Consider the following 16,871-nt stretch of genomic DNA (forward strand, 5'->3'; position numbering starts at 1 on the left):
GTCTGCTCTCCGGCGCGCTCGGTACGGGCAGGTGCGGGGGGAATGACGGGGTCGGGGAAGGGACTCGGCGGGGCCGGGACAGCGGCCCCGCCGAGTCGGAACGTGCGTCGTCAGCCGCGACGGCCCGGACGCAGACGCGTCCAGAGCCCGGACGCCCCGGTGGCGATCCGCGCGCCGGCCGGAGTACCGGCCAGGACGAGCGCCAGCGGGCCTCCCACCAGCAGGACCGCGCCGGCGATCAGCGCGATCGGCAGCAGCAGCCTGGCTCCGCCGGACCGGTCGGCGACCGGGGTTCCGGCGGCGACCGGAGCGGCGGCGAGCGGCCCGGTGGTGGCGGCCGGGGTCGGGGCCGGGGTCGGGGTCGCCTTGGCCGAGGCCGCGGGTGCGGCGGCCGCGGGAGTCGCGGCGGTGCCGGATCCGGTGCCGGTCGAACCGGTCGAACCGGTCGAACCCGAACCCGAACCCGTCGACCCCGAACCCGTAGTGCCCGAGCCGGTGGACACCTTGCTGCCGGTCGAACCCGAGGTACCGGTCGAACCCGAGGTACCGGTCGAACCGGTGGTCCCGGTCGAACCGCCCGTGCTCGTGGAACCCGTGGAGCCGCCGGTCGTACCGCCGGAGCCGCCGGTGGTCCCACCGGTGGTTCCGCCGTCGCCGCCGCCGGTCCCGCCCGTGCTCCCACCGTCGGTGCCACCGGTGGTTCCGCCGTCGGTGCCACCGGTGGTTCCGCCGTCGGTCCCGCCGGTGGTTCCGCCGTCGGTCCCACCGGTCTGGCCGCCGTTCTCACCCTCGGGCTCGGTCGGCTTGGGCGCGGTCTGGTTGCCGGGGTAGGTGCCGTCCTGCGCCGCGACGTGCGTCACGGCCGACCGCGCCTGGGCCTGCTGGGCGTCCGTCAGAGCGAGGAACCCGGGGCTCAGGAGACCGGGCTCGTTGCCGTAGCGCTGGCCCTCGGCCGGGTCGGTCACCCGGCGCAGGAAGTCCGACGCCGCCTTCGCCTTCGCCGCGGACAAACCGCCGGTCGGCGTCATCGCGTACTGCACGACGGACAGCGGGTACGCCTGCGCCGCATTCGCGAAATCGGTCCCGGCCACGCCGTACGGCAGCTTCTGGGTGCCGGTGACGGGGTCGACGGGCATGACACCGACGGCAGCCCCGAGGCTGTCCAGGGTCGGCTTCACGAACTGCCCGGCCGGGTTGCGGAGCGCCGCCTCCGGCATGCCGTACGCCTTGGCCTGGCCACTGTCCATGATCGCGAACAGCCCGCGGCGGCCGGGGTCGACCGGTGCGCACCCGGGGTGCTTGCCGTCCACGTCGAGGTACGGGGACTGGCAGGTCGGCTTGGCCATCAGGAGGTTGCGCGCGACCTGGGCCAGACCGTTGTTGAGCGGGTTCATCTCGTACATCTTCCAGTCGCCGGGACCGGAGTAGTCCTGCACCCTGATGGCGTCCACCGGGTAACCCGGGAAGGCGGGCTGCTGGTAGAAGGTGTTGACGTGCATGCCGTTCGGGTCCGGCTCGCCGCGCAGGAAGGCCGCGGCCTCCGGGTCCGCGGCGATCCACGAGGTCAGCTGGTAGATCAGGTCGGTGGTGCCACCGAGCACGATCGGCGCCGAGTCGGCCAGCCACGCCTGGTCGGTGCACTTGGGCCAGCGCTGGCCGCTCTCCGGGTCCAGCTGGTTGAGGTCGAGGAAGTCCTTGTCCTCGAAGATGCAGACCGGGTTGTTCGCGACCGAGTCGATCGTGACGCCCTTGACCATCGCGTAGGACTGGGTCAGCATCTTCGCCAGCAGCCGCGGGGTCAGGTTCAGCGTCTTGATCTGGCCGGAGTTCGCCACGTCGTCGACCACGTAGGCGACCGAGATCGCCGTGGTCGCGAGTGGCGCGTAGACGTACGGCCGGTTCGCCGGCTCGCTCTCCGGGAGGGCGGTCAGGCCGATGTCCGGCCCCGTCTGCTTGCGGAAGTTCGCCCGGGTCTGCGGCTCGCCCTGGTTCCCGATGTAGTCCACCCCGAGCGCGTTCGAGCCCTGGCACAGGCCCGCGCGCCACTGCTGCATCGCGCGGTTGGCCATGGCCAGGCCGGCGACCAGCAGGTCCTGCGAGGCGCTGGGGCAGTCGCCCGCGGTCGGCGCGAAGGAGAGCGGGACGACGACCCGGTTCGCCCAGGCGCAGCTCTCGCCCGGGTTCCAGGTGTCGTTCTCCGCGCCGCTCATGGCGAAGATCGACTCCGAGGCGGTCGCGAAGTAGCCGCTCTCGACCGGGTTGTCGAGGGTGTGGTTCGCGCAGTCGATCTGGTAGTTGTCGTTGCTCCAACCGAGCGAGTCACCGCCGTAGTTGGCCTCCACCACCAAGGAGCACGGGTGGGTGGAGTCGCAGCCGAGGCTCTGGCTCTCCTGGGAGGTCCACACCTCGATGTCCGCCTCGCCGCGGCCGTCGGGGCCGGTGACCCGGACCGCGCCGTTGAAGGGGTACTCCGGCGTGGTGGTTCCCGGCGGGGGCGCCGGCTGGAGGAAGCCCTTGGCCGGGTCCTGGTTGAACTTGGTGCTGCCGTAGCAGTCGTGCACGGTGGGGTTGGTGCCCCGGCACTGGTAGATCCGGACGGGGTAGAGCTCCTGGCCGGTGGGGCTGTTCAGCTTGACGAACTTCACCGGCACGCCCAGCGGGTCGACGGTCGGGGTGAAGCCCTCCCAGGAGACGTGGACGACCTCGTTGCCCAGGTTGCTGGTGGAGGAGACGGTGATCTTGCCCTTGGGGCCGTAGTCCTGGGTGGCGGGGCGCCAGACGGCCGGCCCGTCCACGGTCGTCGCCGTGGCCGCCGCCGCCTGCGGAACCGTTCCCGCGCCCAGTGGCAGGATCGCCGAGACCCCCACAACGGCCCAGGCCGTCCCCAGTGCCAGAAGTCCCCTCCTCCACCTCCCCACGGCTCTCGAACCCGGTGGACGGACTCTCATGACGTGCACCTCCAGGACCGCGCTTCGCGCGTAGACGGGGAACCGGCCGGACCCCGGCGCGAGTTGGCCAGATGCCGCCGATGGTCAGTCACCATTCGGCCAGCCGTACATGGCCGCCGTGGATCGCCAGGGTGTACGAGGCCACAACTCGCCTGCGAACAGCACTGTTTGATCACGACTCACGGCAGCGCTCCCCGAGCGCGGAACAGCGGGGCCCGGACATCCGGACCCCGCCGCCGTTACCTGGTGCGTGTCAGCTGCCGGCCTTGAAGGTGAGGTTCAGCGAACCCACCGACTGACCCGCGGTGAAGAAGGTGGTGTTCAGCTTGGTGTCGAGATACTTCGCACCCTCCTCGTCCACCTGGAGGTCGCTGGCGGTCAGCGTGCTGGCGGCGGCGTTGCCGGCGACCGAGGTGTCGCCGGCCGGGTCGAGCAGCGCGACCGGGGTGGTGCCGCCCTGCGGGACACCGGTGATCTGCCAGTTGCCCACGTTGAAGGACAGGTTCTTGAACACGGCGGTCTTGCCGGTGCGCAGGTTGATGAAGAGCAGCCCGCCGCCCAGCTGGACGTCACCGTAGTAGCCGGGGAGGTTGGCGGCACCGCCGGTCACCGGGAACGCGGCCGACAGGCCCGTGGCGCTGTCGTAGGAGCCCGTGGCCGTCGGGAGGGCAAAGACCATGACGCCCGCCGAGAGGGAGTTGATCAGGAAGGTGTTGCTCTCGTTCACCACGGCACTGCCGGTGGCCGGGGTGGCGGCGGAGGCCGAGGTGGCCGCGCCGGTGGTGGCGAGCACAACAGCGGTGGCAACGGCGGCGAGACGGGCGCTGGTGCGGGACATACTGCTCTCCTTGGTGTGCAACGTGGAACGGTTCGGCCATGGGGCCGTGGTGCGGTGGTGCGTTCTCAAGGTGGTGCGGTCCTGCGGTGGTGCGGTGGTGCCGCCGGCCCGCCCGGAGTCGCTCCGGACGTCCCGGCGTGGCCGGCGGCCAGGGGCGCGAGCCCCCGGCCGCCGGAAGTACGGTGTGCTGCGATCGGAAGTGCTGCGATCAGATCGCGTGGGTGGTGCTGCCGCAGGCGCCGGCCGGCAGGGTGCGGAAGCCGTAGCTCTTGATGTCGGCGGTGGCGGTGGCGTTCTTGCAGACCCAGCCGTTGGTGCCGAAGATCGCGCGGAGCGCGGTGCCCTGGGTGTCGGTGGCGTTCCAGTTGGCCTCGCGGACCACGTTGTAGACCACGCGGCCGAAGGCGGTGTTGGCGAAGGTCGCCGACAGGGCGTTGGTGCCGTCGACCGGGGCGATGCCGTCGATCGAACGGATGGTCAGGGCGCCCGCAGCGTCGCTGCCGCTGCTGTGGCCGTTGTAGACCTGGCCGATGTAGTGGGCGGCGGAGTAGGGGACGATCGCGTTCGGGTCGTTCAGGAGCGTGTCGGTGCCCTGGTTCTCCTGGACGGTCGGGTTCGCCAGGACGCAGGCGCCACCGTTGCTCAGGCCGAGGGCCTGCAGGAAGAAGGAGCGGGTGCCGGAGCCGACCTGCGGGAGGAACGCCTTGATGGTGCCGCCGGCGCCCGTGTAACCCGGGATCTGGTTCCAGTTGGTGTAGGTGCAGTTGTAGATGTTGATCAGGTCGTTCTTGGACAGGTTGGTCGGCGCGTTGCTGCCCGTGGTGGTGGTGGCGACGGAGACCGCGTCCTTGGCGAAGGCCACGAACAGGTCGGTGGTCGGGTCACCCGGGACGGTCGGGGTGCTGTTCTTCGGGCCACGCGAGGAGCGGGCGAAGTCGACCGTGGTCTTGGAGGTGGCGTCCAGCGCGGAGATGCCGGCGCTCGAACCGTTCGGACGGTTGAACGGCGTGGTGGCGCCGGTCTTGGTGACGATCGGCGAGGTGCCCGTCGCGTCCCAGCTGTACAGACGCGGGAGGGTGCTGCTGGCGCCCAGGAACGCGTTGTAGTCGGTCGAGAACTGGTTCAGGACGGCCTGGGTGGTGTCCGAGCCGACACCCACGATGTCCTGCGCGAGCGGCAGGGTCGACGGGTCGGCGACGGCGGTGCCCGAGGCGACGGTCGCGACCGAGGTGGCGATGGCGGCGATGGCGAGCAGCTTGGCAGCGGTCTTGCGCATGTTCCTCTTCCTCCGGTGGGAGAGCAGTACATCGCTGTGCCCGGGTACTGGTGGTCAGTTCCCAGGGCCGGTGGCCACGTCCGCGGTGGCCGCTCCGGCAGTGCCGATCCTGTCGGTCGGCCCGGTTCCGTCGGAAGGGCCGACCAAGGCCGCCGCCGATTGTCGATTTCTCGGTTCGGAGAGGTTTAGCGACAGGTCAGCCCGGCCGCGGAGGGTGGGAAAGTCGCAGGTGGGAGGCCGGTGACGTTCTTCTCCAGGTGGCGGCTCGGGGGGTTGCCGGATACCTGGGCTTCACCGGAAGAGGGGGAAGGCGGTTCTTGCGCCGGGCCAGCACGAACAGCCGCCCGAGGGCGGCTGCGGGACGGCGGACGGGCCGTCAGAACGGCCAGTTGTCCTCCCGGTCGGGGCGGCGCGACTCCTGGCCCAGGCGCTGGAGTCCGGCCAGGAATCCGGTCACGCCGGCCTGGCACTGGTCGCGCCGGAGATAGCCCCGGGCGCTGCGGGCCACCGGGCCGGCCGCCTCGGCGGCGCCCGGCCGGGTGGTGCGGACCGGCAGGTGCGCCGTCCACACCCAGAGCCGGGCCTCGGACTGGCCGACGGCGCACCGCAGCGCGGTCCGCTCGATGATCAGTTCCCTTACGGCGTCGGTGAGTTCGAGCTCGGTGCGATAGGTGCGCACGCCGACGCCGAGCTGTCTCCCGTTAGCCGCGCGCAGCGCCCAGGTCAGCGAACGGTCGCCGACCGGGACGGAGAGCAGGCGCGGCCCGCGTCGCTCAGCGGACATCGGACGTTCTCAACGACGGCCCCCGCTCGATCGGTTCGGGGCGTTCGAGGGCCGGCTGCTTCGCCAGCAGCACCACGAAGCGCCGGAAGGCGTTCTGACAAGTGGCGTACCGCTCGTAGGCACGGCTCGACCGCACCTCCGGGAGGTTGCGGCTGCCCGGGATCACCCAGACCCAACCGATGCCGTCCCGGACGTGCGTGATCCGGGCGGTGAGCCCGTCCGCGACGACCCGTAAGCCGTCGAAGCCGCGCTCCGCCTCCGCGGCCGTCTCGTACGCGGCCGCGGTGACCGCGACAACACGCCCGTTCGGCGCCTTCAGTTGCCAGCGGTACCGCCCGTCCGGTGCCCGTTCGGCCCGGAATCCCCCTCGACTTGCCCCTGCTGCGGTGTGACCGCGGCCAGACGCGTCCACTGCTCCCCCACGGTCCGGTTTCTCTCCGAGACGGGAGTAAAGCTATGTGTGCACACGAGAGCGCCGGAAGGCCACGAAATGCACAACTTTCTCCGTTGGCCGCGAAGTTCTCTCTCGTTAAACTTTCACCGACTGCACACCTTCCGCGCGCCAAGCACTCCCGGTGCCGCTGCGCGTCGTTCACCAACCGTTCGAAAATGTCCCGAGTCGCCCCGACCATTCCGACGAGCGCTCCGACCGCCCCGGCCGACCGACCCGCCTGCTCCGGTCCGCCCTCAGAGCCGCGCCGTCCAGAGCACCCTGGTGCCGCGGCCGTACGGCCCCGGCTCGTGCCAGGCGTCTCCGCCGAGCGCCTCGGCCCGCCGGGTCAGGTTGAGCAGGCCGCTGCGCCGCCCGCCCTCGGGGATGCCCACCCCGTCGTCGGTGACGGTCAGCAGGACGCCGGGACGCCCGCCCCGGTCGAGCGACTCCGGGTCGCCGCCGACGGGCCGGCCGTCGTCGTCCAGGTGCACGGTCGCGTCGACCTCGGCCCCGACCCGGGAGGCCCGGGCGTGCCGGGCCGTGTTGGAGAGCATCTCCCGGAGGGCCGCGAGCAGTTGACGACCCGTCTTCTCCCCGACCAGGCTCTCCACCGGACCGACGAAGGAGACCGAGGGCTTGAAGCCGAGCGCCGCCGCGGTCTGGCTGCACTCGCGCAGCACCCGGGTCCGCAGGGTGTCGGGCGCGTCGCCGTGGTCGTCGTGCTGGAGCGCGTAGATGGTGGTGCGCACCTCCTGGATGGTGGCGTCCAGTTCGTCGACGGCTTCGCCGATGCGGACCTTCACCTCGGGGACGATGGCGCGCCGGGCGGCCCCCTCCAGCATCATCCCGGTCGCGAACAGCCGCTGGATGACCAGGTCGTGCAGATCGCGGGCGATCCGGTCGCGGTCCTGGAACACCGCGAGCCGCTGCTGGTCCCGCTGGCCCTCGGCCAGCCGCAGCGCGAGCGCGGCCTGCGAGGCGAAGGTCTCGGCCAGCTCCTTCTCGCCACCGGTGAACGGCATCGCCCCGCGCGGGCGCCAGACGCACAGACCGCCGAGCACCCGCTGGGCCGCGATCATCGGCACCGCCAGCGAGGGGCCGAAACTGCGGGCGAGCCGGATCACCACGGTCGGGTCGGTGGACATGTCGTCGAGGTGCACACTCTCCCCGGCGAGCAGCCGGGAGGCGAAGCTGCCCGGCGGCAGCAGCTCGCCGCGGACGAACTCGGCGGCCTCGCCGGAGGCGTGGGCGACCCGCATCCGCACGGTGCCGGCGCCCTCGTCCGCGATCGGCAGCAGGATCATGCCGAGCGCGGCGTCCGCCAGCTCCCGCACCTGCTCGGCGGCGACGGTGAGCGCGACCTCCGCCTCGTCCGTGGACAGCAGCGCCGTGGTCACGGCGGACGCGCCGGCGATCCACCGCTCCCGGCGCAGGCCCTCCTCGTAGAGGCGGGAGTTCTCGATCGCGACACCGGCCGCGGCGGCGAGCGCGTGCACCACCTGCTCGTCCTCGGGGGTGAAGGCGCCGCCGCCCTTCTTCTCGGTCAGGTAGAGGTTGCCGAACACCTCGTCGCGGATCCGGATCGGCTCGCCGAGGAAGGTCTTCATCTCCGGGTGGTGCGGAGGGAAGCCGTACGAGCGGGGGTCCGCGCCGAGGTCGGTGAGGCGCAACGGCTCGGGGCGGTCGATCAGCGCGCCGAGGATGCCCCGGCCGACCGGCAGCTCACCGATCCGGGCCGCCACCGCGTCGTCGACCCCGACGTGGATGAAGTCGGACAGCCCGTGCCCGCCGGGGGCGATCACCCCGAGCGCCGCGTACCGGGCGTCGACGAGCTCGGCGGCCCCGGTGGCGATCCGGTGCAGGGTGGCGTGCAGGTCCAGCCCGGAGCCGACCGAGACGACGGCCTCCAGCAGCCGCTGCATCCGGTCGGTGACGGCGGCGGCGGACTGCAGCCGCTCCGAGACCTCGGTGACCAGCGTGTCCAGCCCCAGCGAGGAGATCTCCGGTACCCGGTGCGGCGCCTGGTCGGGCTCCGGCTCACCGGCGGCGGGCCCGGCGAAGGTCCCGGCCACGGCCGAGGACGCGGCGGTCCCGGTGGACGGAGCGGCTGTCCCGGACGGCGCGCCGGGCTCGGACGTCGCGGCGGGCTCGGACGTCGCGGCGGGCTCGGCGGGCTCGGGCAGGGCGGGCATGGGGTCCATGAGGACGAGCGTAGTTTGTACGGTTTTCGGCAGAAGTAACGACGCGACGGGCGGCCCCCGACTCCCCGCCCCGGGACCCGGCCGCACGGACCGGGAGACAGCCCCTACCCGACCGCCAGCGGCACGCCCCCGGCCTCCCGCTCGCGCTCGCGCATCGCCCGCAGCCGCCCGTCCGGCCGGGCCAGCAGCTCCGACCAGCCGCCCCGCTCGACCACCCGGCCGCCGTCCAGGACCAGCACCTCGTCCACCGTGCCGTCGTCCAGTCCGGCCAGCCGGTGGGTGATCAGCACGGTGCTCCGGCCGGTGGTGGCGGCGAGCAGGTCGGCGGTCAGGGCGTCGGCGGTGGGCAGGTCCAGGTGCTCGGCCGGCTCGTCCAGGACCAGCACCGGGAAGTCCGCGAGCAGCGCCCGGGCCAGTGCGAGCCGCTGCCGCTGACCACCGGAGAGCCGGGCGCCGTGCTCGCCGACCATGGTGTCCAGGCCGTCCGGCAGCGCATCGGTGAAGTCCAGCAGCCGGGCGGCGGCCAGCGCGGCCCGCAGCTCGTCCTCCCCGGCGTCGGGCCGGGCGAGGCGCAGGTTCTCCCGGAGCGAGCTGTCGAAGACATGGGCGTCCTGGGCGCAGAGCCCGATCACCCGGCGGACGTCCTCCCCCGCGAGCTCCCGGCTGTCCACGGCCCCTGGACGGCCGGCGCCGAGCACCACCGATCCCGCGCGCTGGTCCAGGAAGCGCAGCAGGGTCCGCCCGAGCGTGGTCTTGCCGGAGCCGGACGGGCCGACCACGGCGATCCGCCGGCCGGGGGCGAGGTCGAGGTCGACGCCGGTCAGCGCGTCCACGGTCCGCCCGGGGTGGCGGACGGTCAGTCCGCGGACCGCGATCGGCAGCGGGCGCGAGGGCAGGGCCCGCGCCGGGTCGGGCTCGGCGACGACGGCCGGCGCCTCCAGCACCTCGGCCAGCCGGGCCGAGGCGGCCCGGGCGCGCCGCCGGGCCTGGACGGCGGCCGGCATCCCGGTGACCGCCTCGAAGGCCGCCAGCGGGGTGAGGACGACCACGGCCAGACAGACCGGGGCGAGCGCCCCGGACGCCACCCCGCGCAGCCCCACGGCCGCCGCGGCCGCCGTGGTGAGTCCGGTGAGCAGGGTGATCAGCCCGGTGCCGAGCGCCGCGGTGGCGGCCGAACGGGCGGCCAGGCCGGTCAGCGCGGTGTCGGCGGCGCGGACGGCGGCCAGCCGCCCCGGCAGCGCGCCCGCCACGGTGAGTTCCGCGGTGCCGCTGAACGCGTCCAGGACGGCGGTGGCGAGCCGCCCCCGCGCGGGGGCCTGCCGCCGTTCGGCCCCGGCCGACCAGCGGGCGGTGAGCACCGGCACCACCAGTCCGGCGAGCAGCAGCCCGAGCCCGAGCACCAGACCGGCGGCGGGCAGGAAGGCGCCCATCGCGAGCGCCGCGGCCGTGGAGACCACCACCGCCACCGCGGCCGGGAGCCGCCAGCGCAGGTAGTGGTCCTGGACGGCGTCGACGTCGGCGACCAGCCGGGAGAGCAGGTCGCCGCGCCGGAACGCGGGCAGCCCCGCCGGGGCGAGCACCGCCAGTCGGCGGTAGACCGCCGCGCGCAGGGTGCCGAGGGTGCGCAGCACCGCGTCGTGCGAGACCAGCCGCTCGGCGTAGCGGAAGACGCTGCGGCCGATGCCGAAGGCGCGCACCGCGGTGACGGCCATCATCAGGTGGAGCACGGGCGGCAGCTCGGAGGCCCGGGAGATCAGCCAGCCGGAGGTGGCCATCAGCGCCACCGCGCAGCCGAGCGCGAGCGCGCCGAGCAGCACCGAGAGCGCCAGCCGGGGGCGGACCGCGCCCGCGGCGGGAACCGTCCCCTCCCCGTCCGTCCCGTCCTCGTCCGGCACCGGCGGCGTCGGCAGCCCCCGGTGCGCGAGCAGCGGTACGGCCGCCGGGGGGACGGGGGGAGCGGCCGGTCCGGCCAGCCGGACCAGCCGGTCGGCGGCGGCCAGCAGCGCCGGCCGGTGCGCGACCATCAGCACGGTGCGCGCCGGATCGGCGGCCAGCGCCCGGACGGCGTCCACGACGGCCGCCTCCGAGGCGCTGTCCAGGTGGGCGGTGGGCTCGTCGAGCAGGACCAGCGGACGGTCCCCGGCGAGCAGCACCCGGGCGAGCGCGAGCCGCTGGCGCTGCCCGGCGGAGAGCCCGGCGCCGTCCTCGCCGAGGCGGGTGCCGAGGCCCCGCGGCAGCCGGTCGACGAAGTCGAGGGCGTGCGCGGAGCGCAGGGCCGCGCGCTGCTGTTCCTCGGTGGCCCCGGGCCGGTGCAGGGTCAGGTTGTCGGCGACGGTCCCGGCGAACAGGTGCGGCTGCTGCGGCACCCAGGCGATCTGCCGCCGCCAGCTGTCCGGCTCCAGCTCGGCCAGGTCGTACGTCCGCCCGTCGGCGGCGGTGATCCGGACCGTCCCGGCGGTGGGCGCGGTGAGGCCCAGCAGGACGCCGAGCAGGGTGGACTTGCCGGCGCCGGACGGGCCGGTGAGGGCGACCGTCCCGCCGGGGGCGAGGGTCAGCGAGGCGCCGTCCAGGGCGGGCCCGGTCCGGCCGGGGAAGTCCACCACCAGGCCCTCGGCCTCGATCACGGCCCCGGCCAGGGCGGGCGCGGGGACGGTGCCGGTCGGCGGCAGCGGCGTCTCCAGCACCTCGAAGATCCGGTCCGCGGCGGTGAGGCCCTCGACGCTGGAGTGGTAGAGCGCGCCGACCTGGCGGATCGGGAAGTAGACCTCGGGGGCGAGGACCAGGATCAGCAGCCCGGTCTCCAGGCCGAGGGTGCCGTCGACGAGCCGGAAGCCGACGGTGACGGCGACGAGCGCGACCGAGAGGGTGGAGAGCAGTTCCAGCGCGAAGGAGGAGACGAAGGCGATCCGCAGGGTGCGCAGGGTGGCCCGGCGGTAGTCGGCGGTGATCCGGGCGATGGTGGCGGCCTGGGCCCGGGACCGGTTGAACACCTTGAGCGTCGGCAGCCCGGCGACCACGTCCAGGAAGTGGTGCGAGAGCCGGGACAGGCCCTCCCACTGACGGTCCGTCCGGGCCTGGGTGGCCATCCCGATCAGCACCATGAACAGCGGGATCAGCGGCAGGGTGCCGGCGATGATCGCGGCCGAGGTGACGTCGGCGCCGACGATCCGCAGCAGCACCGTGGCCGGGACGACCACGGCGAGTGCCAGCTGCGGCAGGTAGCGGGCGAAGTAGTCGTCGAGCGCGTCGACGCCCCGGGTGGCCAGGGTGGTGAGTTCGCCGCTGCGCCGGCCCGCCAGGTAGGCCGGGCCGAGCGCGGTGGCGTGGTCGAGCAGCCGGCGCCGCAGGGTGGACTTCACCCGGGCGACGGACCGGTGCGCGACCAGTTCGGTGAGCCAGCCGACCAGCCCGCGCCCGACCGCGGTGAGCACCAGCAGCAGCAGCGGGGTGGTGAGGTCACCGAGCCCGGCCCGCTGCTGGAAGCCGCGCACCACGAGCTCGGCGATCAGGCCCGCCTGGGCCACCACCAGGGCCGCGTTCACCGCCCCCAGCAGGACGGACCCGGCGAGGAAGACCCGGGTGGCGCGGGTGTACGCGAGGAGTCGGGGGTCGACCGGCTTCATGGCCTCAGCCCTGGTCGGGGGCGGCGGCCGGGGCGTGCCCGGGGATGTGCTGGACGCCGATCCGCTTGCGGAACACCCAGTACGTCCAGCTCTGGTAGAGCAGCACCAGCGGGGTGAACACGGCGGCCACGATCGTCATCAGCTTGAGCGTGTACGGCGAGGAGGCCGCGTTGGTCACGGTCAGGCTCCACTCCGGGTTCAGGGTGGACGGCATGACGTCGGGGAAGAGCGCGAGGAAGAGCATCGCGACGGCGGCCACGATCGTCGCCCCGGAGAGCACGAAGGCCCAGCCCTCGCGGCCCACCTGGTTGGCGGCGAGCGCGCCGACCAGGGCGAGCACCGCGACCACCAGGGCGGCCAGGCTCCGGCCGTTGCCGTGGTCGGCCTGGGTCCAGATCAGGAAGACCGCCGCCAGCGCCGCGGCCGCCAGACCGGCCTTCAGGGCCGCGGCCCGGGCCCGGTCGCGGATCTCGCCGACCGTCTTGAGCGCGGCGAACACCGCACCGTGGAAGGTGAACAGGCTGAGCGTCACCAGTCCGCCGAGCAGCGCGTACGGGTTGAGCAGGTCCCAGAAGCCGCCGACGTAGTTCTTCTGCGCGTCGATGTCGACGCCCCGGACGATGTTGGCGAAGGCGACGCCCCAGAGGAAGGCCGGGATCAGCGAGGTCCAGAAGATCGCCTCCTCCCAGTTCCGCTGCCAGCGCGGTTCGGGCCGCTTGGCCCGGTACTCGAAGGCGACGCCGCGCACGATCAGGCAGACCAGGATCAGCAGCAGCGGGATGTAGAAGCCGCTGAAGAGGGTCGCGTACCAGTCCGGGAAGGCCGCGAAGGTGGCGCCGCCGGCGGTCAGCAGCCAGACCTCGTTGCCGTCCCAGACCGGGCCGATGGTGTTGATCAGCACCCGGCGCTCGGCGGTGTTCCGGGCCAGCGGCTTGGTGAGGATGCCGATGCCGAAGTCGAAGCCCTCCAGGAAGAAGTAGCCGATCCAGAGGACGGCGATCAGGACGAACCAGACGTCGTGAAGTTCCATGGTGTGTCGGTCCTATCGATCCTGGGTGGCCTCAGTAGGCGAAGGCGAGCGGCTTGTCGGCGTCGTCGCCGGAGGCGGGACCGCGCAGGGTCGGGTCCTCGGTCGGCGGCCGCTCCTCGGTGACCGGTCCGGCCTTGGCGTACTTGACCAGCAGCCGGACCTCGACGACGGCGAGGATCGCGTACAGCGTGGTGAAGGTCGCCAGGGCGCCGATCTGGGTGCCGATGCCGACGTTGGGCGAGACGGCGCTGGCGGTGGTCATCAGTCCGAACACCGCCCAGGGCTGCCGGCCCATCTCGGTGAAGATCCAGCCGAAGCTGTTGGCGATCAGCGGGAAGCCCATGGTGAGGATGCCGATCCGCCAGCTCCACTTGGTGAGGAAGGGACCGAGCTCCCGTTTCGGCGTCAGCATCAGCCTCGGCACCTCGGTCTCCCCGGTGCGGAACTCCGGGTGGAGGAAGCGCTTCTTCCTGGTGGTCCAGAGTCCGATCACCCCGGCCACGAAGGAGGTCATCCCGAAGCCGATCATGAGGCGGAAGCCCCAGTAGGTGACGAAGATGCTCGGGATGTAGTCCTTGGGGTCGCCGCCGTACTTGGCGGCCTCGGCCTCGGCGGTGTCGTTGATGCCGGGGACGGAGGAGCTGAAGTCGCTGTTGGCGAGGAAGGACAGTATCCCGGGGATCTCCAGCTCCACCGAGTTGTGGCCCTTGCTCACGTCGCCGACCGCGAAGACCGAGAACGGCGCCGGCGCCTTGCTGTCCCAGAGCGCCTCGGCCGCGGCCATCTTCATCGGCTGCTGGCGGAACATGACCTTGGCCAGCGAGTCGCCGCTGAGCGCGGTGCCCAGGCCGAAGACCACCGCGAGCACCAGGCCGAGCCGCAGCGAGGTCCGCATCACGGCGACCTTCTCCGGGGCGGCGGCGGCGCTCTCCGGCTTGCGCTTGGCCTTCCAGAGGTGGAACGAGGCGATGCCGACCATGAACGCGGCGCCGGTGAGGAAGGCGGCGGTCAGAGTGTGCAGGACGACGGTGACGGTGGTGTCCTGGAACAGCACCTTGGCGATGTCGGTCAGCTGGGCCTTGCCGGTGACCGGGTCGATCGCGTAGCCCACCGGGTGCTGCATCCAGGAGTTGGCGGCCAGGATGAAGTAGGCGGAGAGCACGGTGCCGAGCGCGACCATCCACATGCAGGCGCAGTGCAGCTTCCGCGGCAGCTTGTCCCAGCCGAAGATCCACAGGCCGATGAAGGTCGATTCGAAGAAGAAGGCGATCAGCGCCTCCATCGCGAGCGGGGCGCCGAAGACGTCGCCGACGAAGCGGGAGTAGTCGGACCAGTTCATGCCGAACTGGAACTCCTGCACGATGCCGGTGACCACGCCCATCGCGATGTTGATCAGGAAGAGCTTCCCCCAGAACTTCGTGGCGTGGAAGTACTTCTCCTTGTCCGTCCGCACCCACGCGGTCTCCAGCCCCGCCACGATCGCGGCGAGGCTGATGGTGAGCGGTACGAAGAGGAAGTGGTAGACGGTGGTGATGCCGAATTGCCATCGCGCGATGGTTTCGTGAGCGATTGCCAGTTCCACGTCGCCCTCTCTCCAACCGACCCCGTTCGGGTCACATTTCGGACAAACTTCATCTATAGCCGGGGACCGCTGCCCTGGTGCGCACGCTTGCCCGCTTGTGAACGTGAACACGTTCACAAGCTCAGTATCCACCACCCTTATCCGGGAAGAACGGGCGGGGTGGGCCTCCACCGGCGGCGATGCCGTGCGCACAGTCTGCGAACCGGTCCGTCGGGCCACAACGAGCAGCCGGGACGGTGGGACGGGAAATATGGACGGTCCGTAGCATTGACAGCCATCGCCCTGACAGAAAGGCAGGCCCACCGTGGAAGCGATCATCGAAGCGATGGCCGACCGGCTGGCCGGGGTGCCCGGCGTGGTCGGCGTCGTCCTCGGCGGCAGCCGGGCCCGGGGCGAGCACACCCCCGACTCGGACTGGGACCTCGGCCTCTACTACCGGGCCGGCCGCCTCGACCTCGACGCCCTGAGCGCCCTCGCCGGCCCCGGGGTCGAGGTGGCCGGCCCGGGCGGCTGGGGCCCCTGGGTCGACGGCGGCGCCTGGCTGACCGTCGAGGGCCCCGGCCGGGTCGACTGGATCCTGCGCGACCTCGACCGGGTCGACCGGGTCCGCGCCGACTGCCTCGCCGGACGCTACGAGGTCGGCGTCCAGGCCGGCCACCCGCTCGGCTTCTGGTCGCCCTGCTACGTCGGGGAGTTGGCGCTCGGCGTCGTTCTGGCCGACCCGACCGGGGAGCTGACGGAGCGTCGGGCCGCGTACGCGCGCTACCCGGAACCGCTGCGGGCCGCGCTCGTGGGCGGTGCCTGGGAGGCCGGTTTCCTGCTCGACGGCGCGGCCAAGGGCGCGGCCCGCGGCGACACCCTGTACGTCGCGCTCTGCCTCGCCCGCGCCGTCGGAGTCCTGGTGCAGGCGCTGTACGCGGCCGACCGCCGCTGGTGCCTCAACGAGAAGGGCGCCCTCGCGGTGGCCGAGACCCTGCCGACCGCCCCGCCCGGCTTCGGCCCGCGCGCCCGCGCCCTGCTCGCCGCCCCCGGCGGCGACCCGGCGGCCCTCACCGCCACCGTCGCCGCCGCCCGCGCCCTGGCCGAGGACACCGCGGCCGCGCTCCGCCGCGCCGGGTGAACTCCCGGGCCCGGCGGAACAGTCGGGTACCGGGGGCGGAGGACTCGGGCGCGACGGTCCTACTCGGCGGGCGCCGTCAGCGTCTCCAGCTCCGCGAGGTCCGCCGCGTCCAGCCACAGCGCGGCGGCGGCGACGTTCTCCTCCAGATGCGCCGGCGAGGAGGTGCCCGGGATCGCCAGCACCGACGGCGAGAGCGCCAGCAGCCAGGCCACCATCACCTGCGCCCGGGTGGCACCGTGGCGCTCGGCGACCCGGCGCAGGGCCGGGTGCTCGGGCACCCCGGAACCGCCCAGCGGGTAGAACGGGACGAAGGCGATGCCCCGCTCGGCGCAGTCCGCCAGCAGCCGGTCCTGCTCCGGCGTGCGGTCCAGCACGCTGAACTTGTTCTGCACCGTCACCACCGGGGCGATCGCCTCGGCCTCGGCGAGCTGGGCCCCGTTCACATTGCTGACGCCCAGGTGCCGGATCAGACCCTCCGCGCGCAGCTCCGCCAGGGCGGCGAAGGGCTCGGCGATCGACGACTGACTGGGCATCCGGCGAAGGTGGACCACGTCCAGCCGGTCCACCCCCAGCTCGCGCAGGTCGCGGTGGACGGCGGCGCGCAGGGCCTCCCGGTCGGCCGGCTCCAGCCAGCGGCCCTCCGGGTCGCGGCCCGGACCGACCTTGGTGGCGATCACCAGGCCGTCCCGGTAGGGGTGCAGGGCCCGCCGGATCAGGCCGTGGGCGGAGACGTCCCGGAAGAAGTAGAACCAGGCGGTGTCGATGTGGTCGACGCCCAGCTCGACGGCCCGGCGCAGCACCCGGACGCTCTGCTCGGGGTCACAGGCGGGCCCGTGCCAGTCGCGGGAGGGCAGCTTCATCGCGCCGAAGCCCATCCGGGACACCGGCAGGTCGCCGCCGAGGAGGAAGGTGCCGGCGGCGCTCGCGGGGGTGGCGGCGTCGGTGCGGGAGGCGGGGTTCGCGGAGGGTGCGGGAGTCGTCGTCATGGCCCCAAGCCTCGGCCCGGCTCGCGGCGACCCCGACCGATCTGGCACTT

The 16,871-nt window shown here is 73.1% G+C and carries 11 protein-coding genes; 1 reads left to right on the forward strand and 10 read right to left on the reverse strand.

Annotated features, from left to right (window positions below):
- Positions 1–110: 110 nt before the first annotated feature.
- From ACIQ9P_RS10375 to ACIQ9P_RS10415, 9 genes are all read right to left on the reverse strand, one after another.
- Positions 111–2,795, reverse strand: a complete 2,685-nt coding sequence (locus tag ACIQ9P_RS10375; RefSeq protein ID WP_402352865.1) for a hypothetical protein — start codon at positions 2,793–2,795, stop codon at positions 111–113.
- Between the two features lie 406 nt (positions 2,796–3,201).
- Positions 3,202–3,786 (reverse strand): hypothetical protein, encoded by a 585-nt coding sequence (locus ACIQ9P_RS10380; RefSeq protein WP_402352868.1) that lies wholly within the window; start codon positions 3,784–3,786, stop codon positions 3,202–3,204.
- Between the two features lie 208 nt (positions 3,787–3,994).
- Positions 3,995–5,062 (reverse strand): substrate-binding domain-containing protein, encoded by a 1,068-nt coding sequence (locus ACIQ9P_RS10385; RefSeq protein ID WP_402352871.1) that lies wholly within the window; start codon positions 5,060–5,062, stop codon positions 3,995–3,997.
- Between the two features lie 376 nt (positions 5,063–5,438).
- Positions 5,439–5,846, reverse strand: coding sequence for a hypothetical protein (locus ACIQ9P_RS10390; RefSeq protein WP_402352874.1), 408 nt, complete (start codon positions 5,844–5,846; stop codon positions 5,439–5,441).
- Entirely contained in the window at positions 5,836–6,258 is a 423-nt protein-coding gene (locus tag ACIQ9P_RS10395; protein ID WP_402352877.1) for a DUF1508 domain-containing protein, read from the reverse strand. Before ACIQ9P_RS10395 ends, ACIQ9P_RS10390 begins: the two co-directional genes overlap by 11 nt.
- Positions 6,259–6,533: 275 nt before the next feature.
- Positions 6,534–8,480, reverse strand: a complete 1,947-nt coding sequence (locus tag ACIQ9P_RS10400) for a GAF domain-containing protein (protein WP_402352880.1) — start codon at positions 8,478–8,480, stop codon at positions 6,534–6,536.
- 104 nt (positions 8,481–8,584) lie between these two features.
- Positions 8,585–12,103, reverse strand: a complete 3,519-nt coding sequence (gene cydD / locus ACIQ9P_RS10405; protein ID WP_402352883.1) for a thiol reductant ABC exporter subunit CydD — start codon at positions 12,101–12,103, stop codon at positions 8,585–8,587.
- A 4-nt stretch (positions 12,104–12,107) separates the two neighbouring features.
- A complete protein-coding gene (gene cydB, locus ACIQ9P_RS10410) occupies positions 12,108–13,133 on the reverse strand; it encodes a cytochrome d ubiquinol oxidase subunit II (protein WP_402352886.1) in 1,026 nt (341 codons plus the stop codon).
- 31 nt (positions 13,134–13,164) lie between these two features.
- Positions 13,165–14,715, reverse strand: coding sequence for a cytochrome ubiquinol oxidase subunit I (locus ACIQ9P_RS10415; protein WP_402352889.1), 1,551 nt, complete (start codon positions 14,713–14,715; stop codon positions 13,165–13,167).
- Positions 14,716–15,019: 304 nt separating this feature from the next.
- On the opposite strand from ACIQ9P_RS10415, the gene ACIQ9P_RS10420 reads away from it, so the two are divergent.
- Positions 15,020–15,835 (forward strand): nucleotidyltransferase domain-containing protein, encoded by an 816-nt coding sequence (locus ACIQ9P_RS10420; RefSeq protein WP_402352892.1) that lies wholly within the window; start codon positions 15,020–15,022, stop codon positions 15,833–15,835.
- Positions 15,836–15,894: 59 nt separating this feature from the next.
- Here ACIQ9P_RS10420 and ACIQ9P_RS10425 read toward each other — a convergent pair whose 3' ends face one another.
- Positions 15,895–16,821, reverse strand: coding sequence for an oxidoreductase (locus ACIQ9P_RS10425; RefSeq protein ID WP_402352895.1), 927 nt, complete (start codon positions 16,819–16,821; stop codon positions 15,895–15,897).
- Between the last annotated feature and the right edge of the window lie 50 nt (positions 16,822–16,871).

The sequence above is a fragment of the Kitasatospora sp. NPDC094019 genome (assembly GCF_044764505.1).
Classification (GTDB): Bacteria; Actinomycetota; Actinomycetes; order Streptomycetales; family Streptomycetaceae; genus Kitasatospora.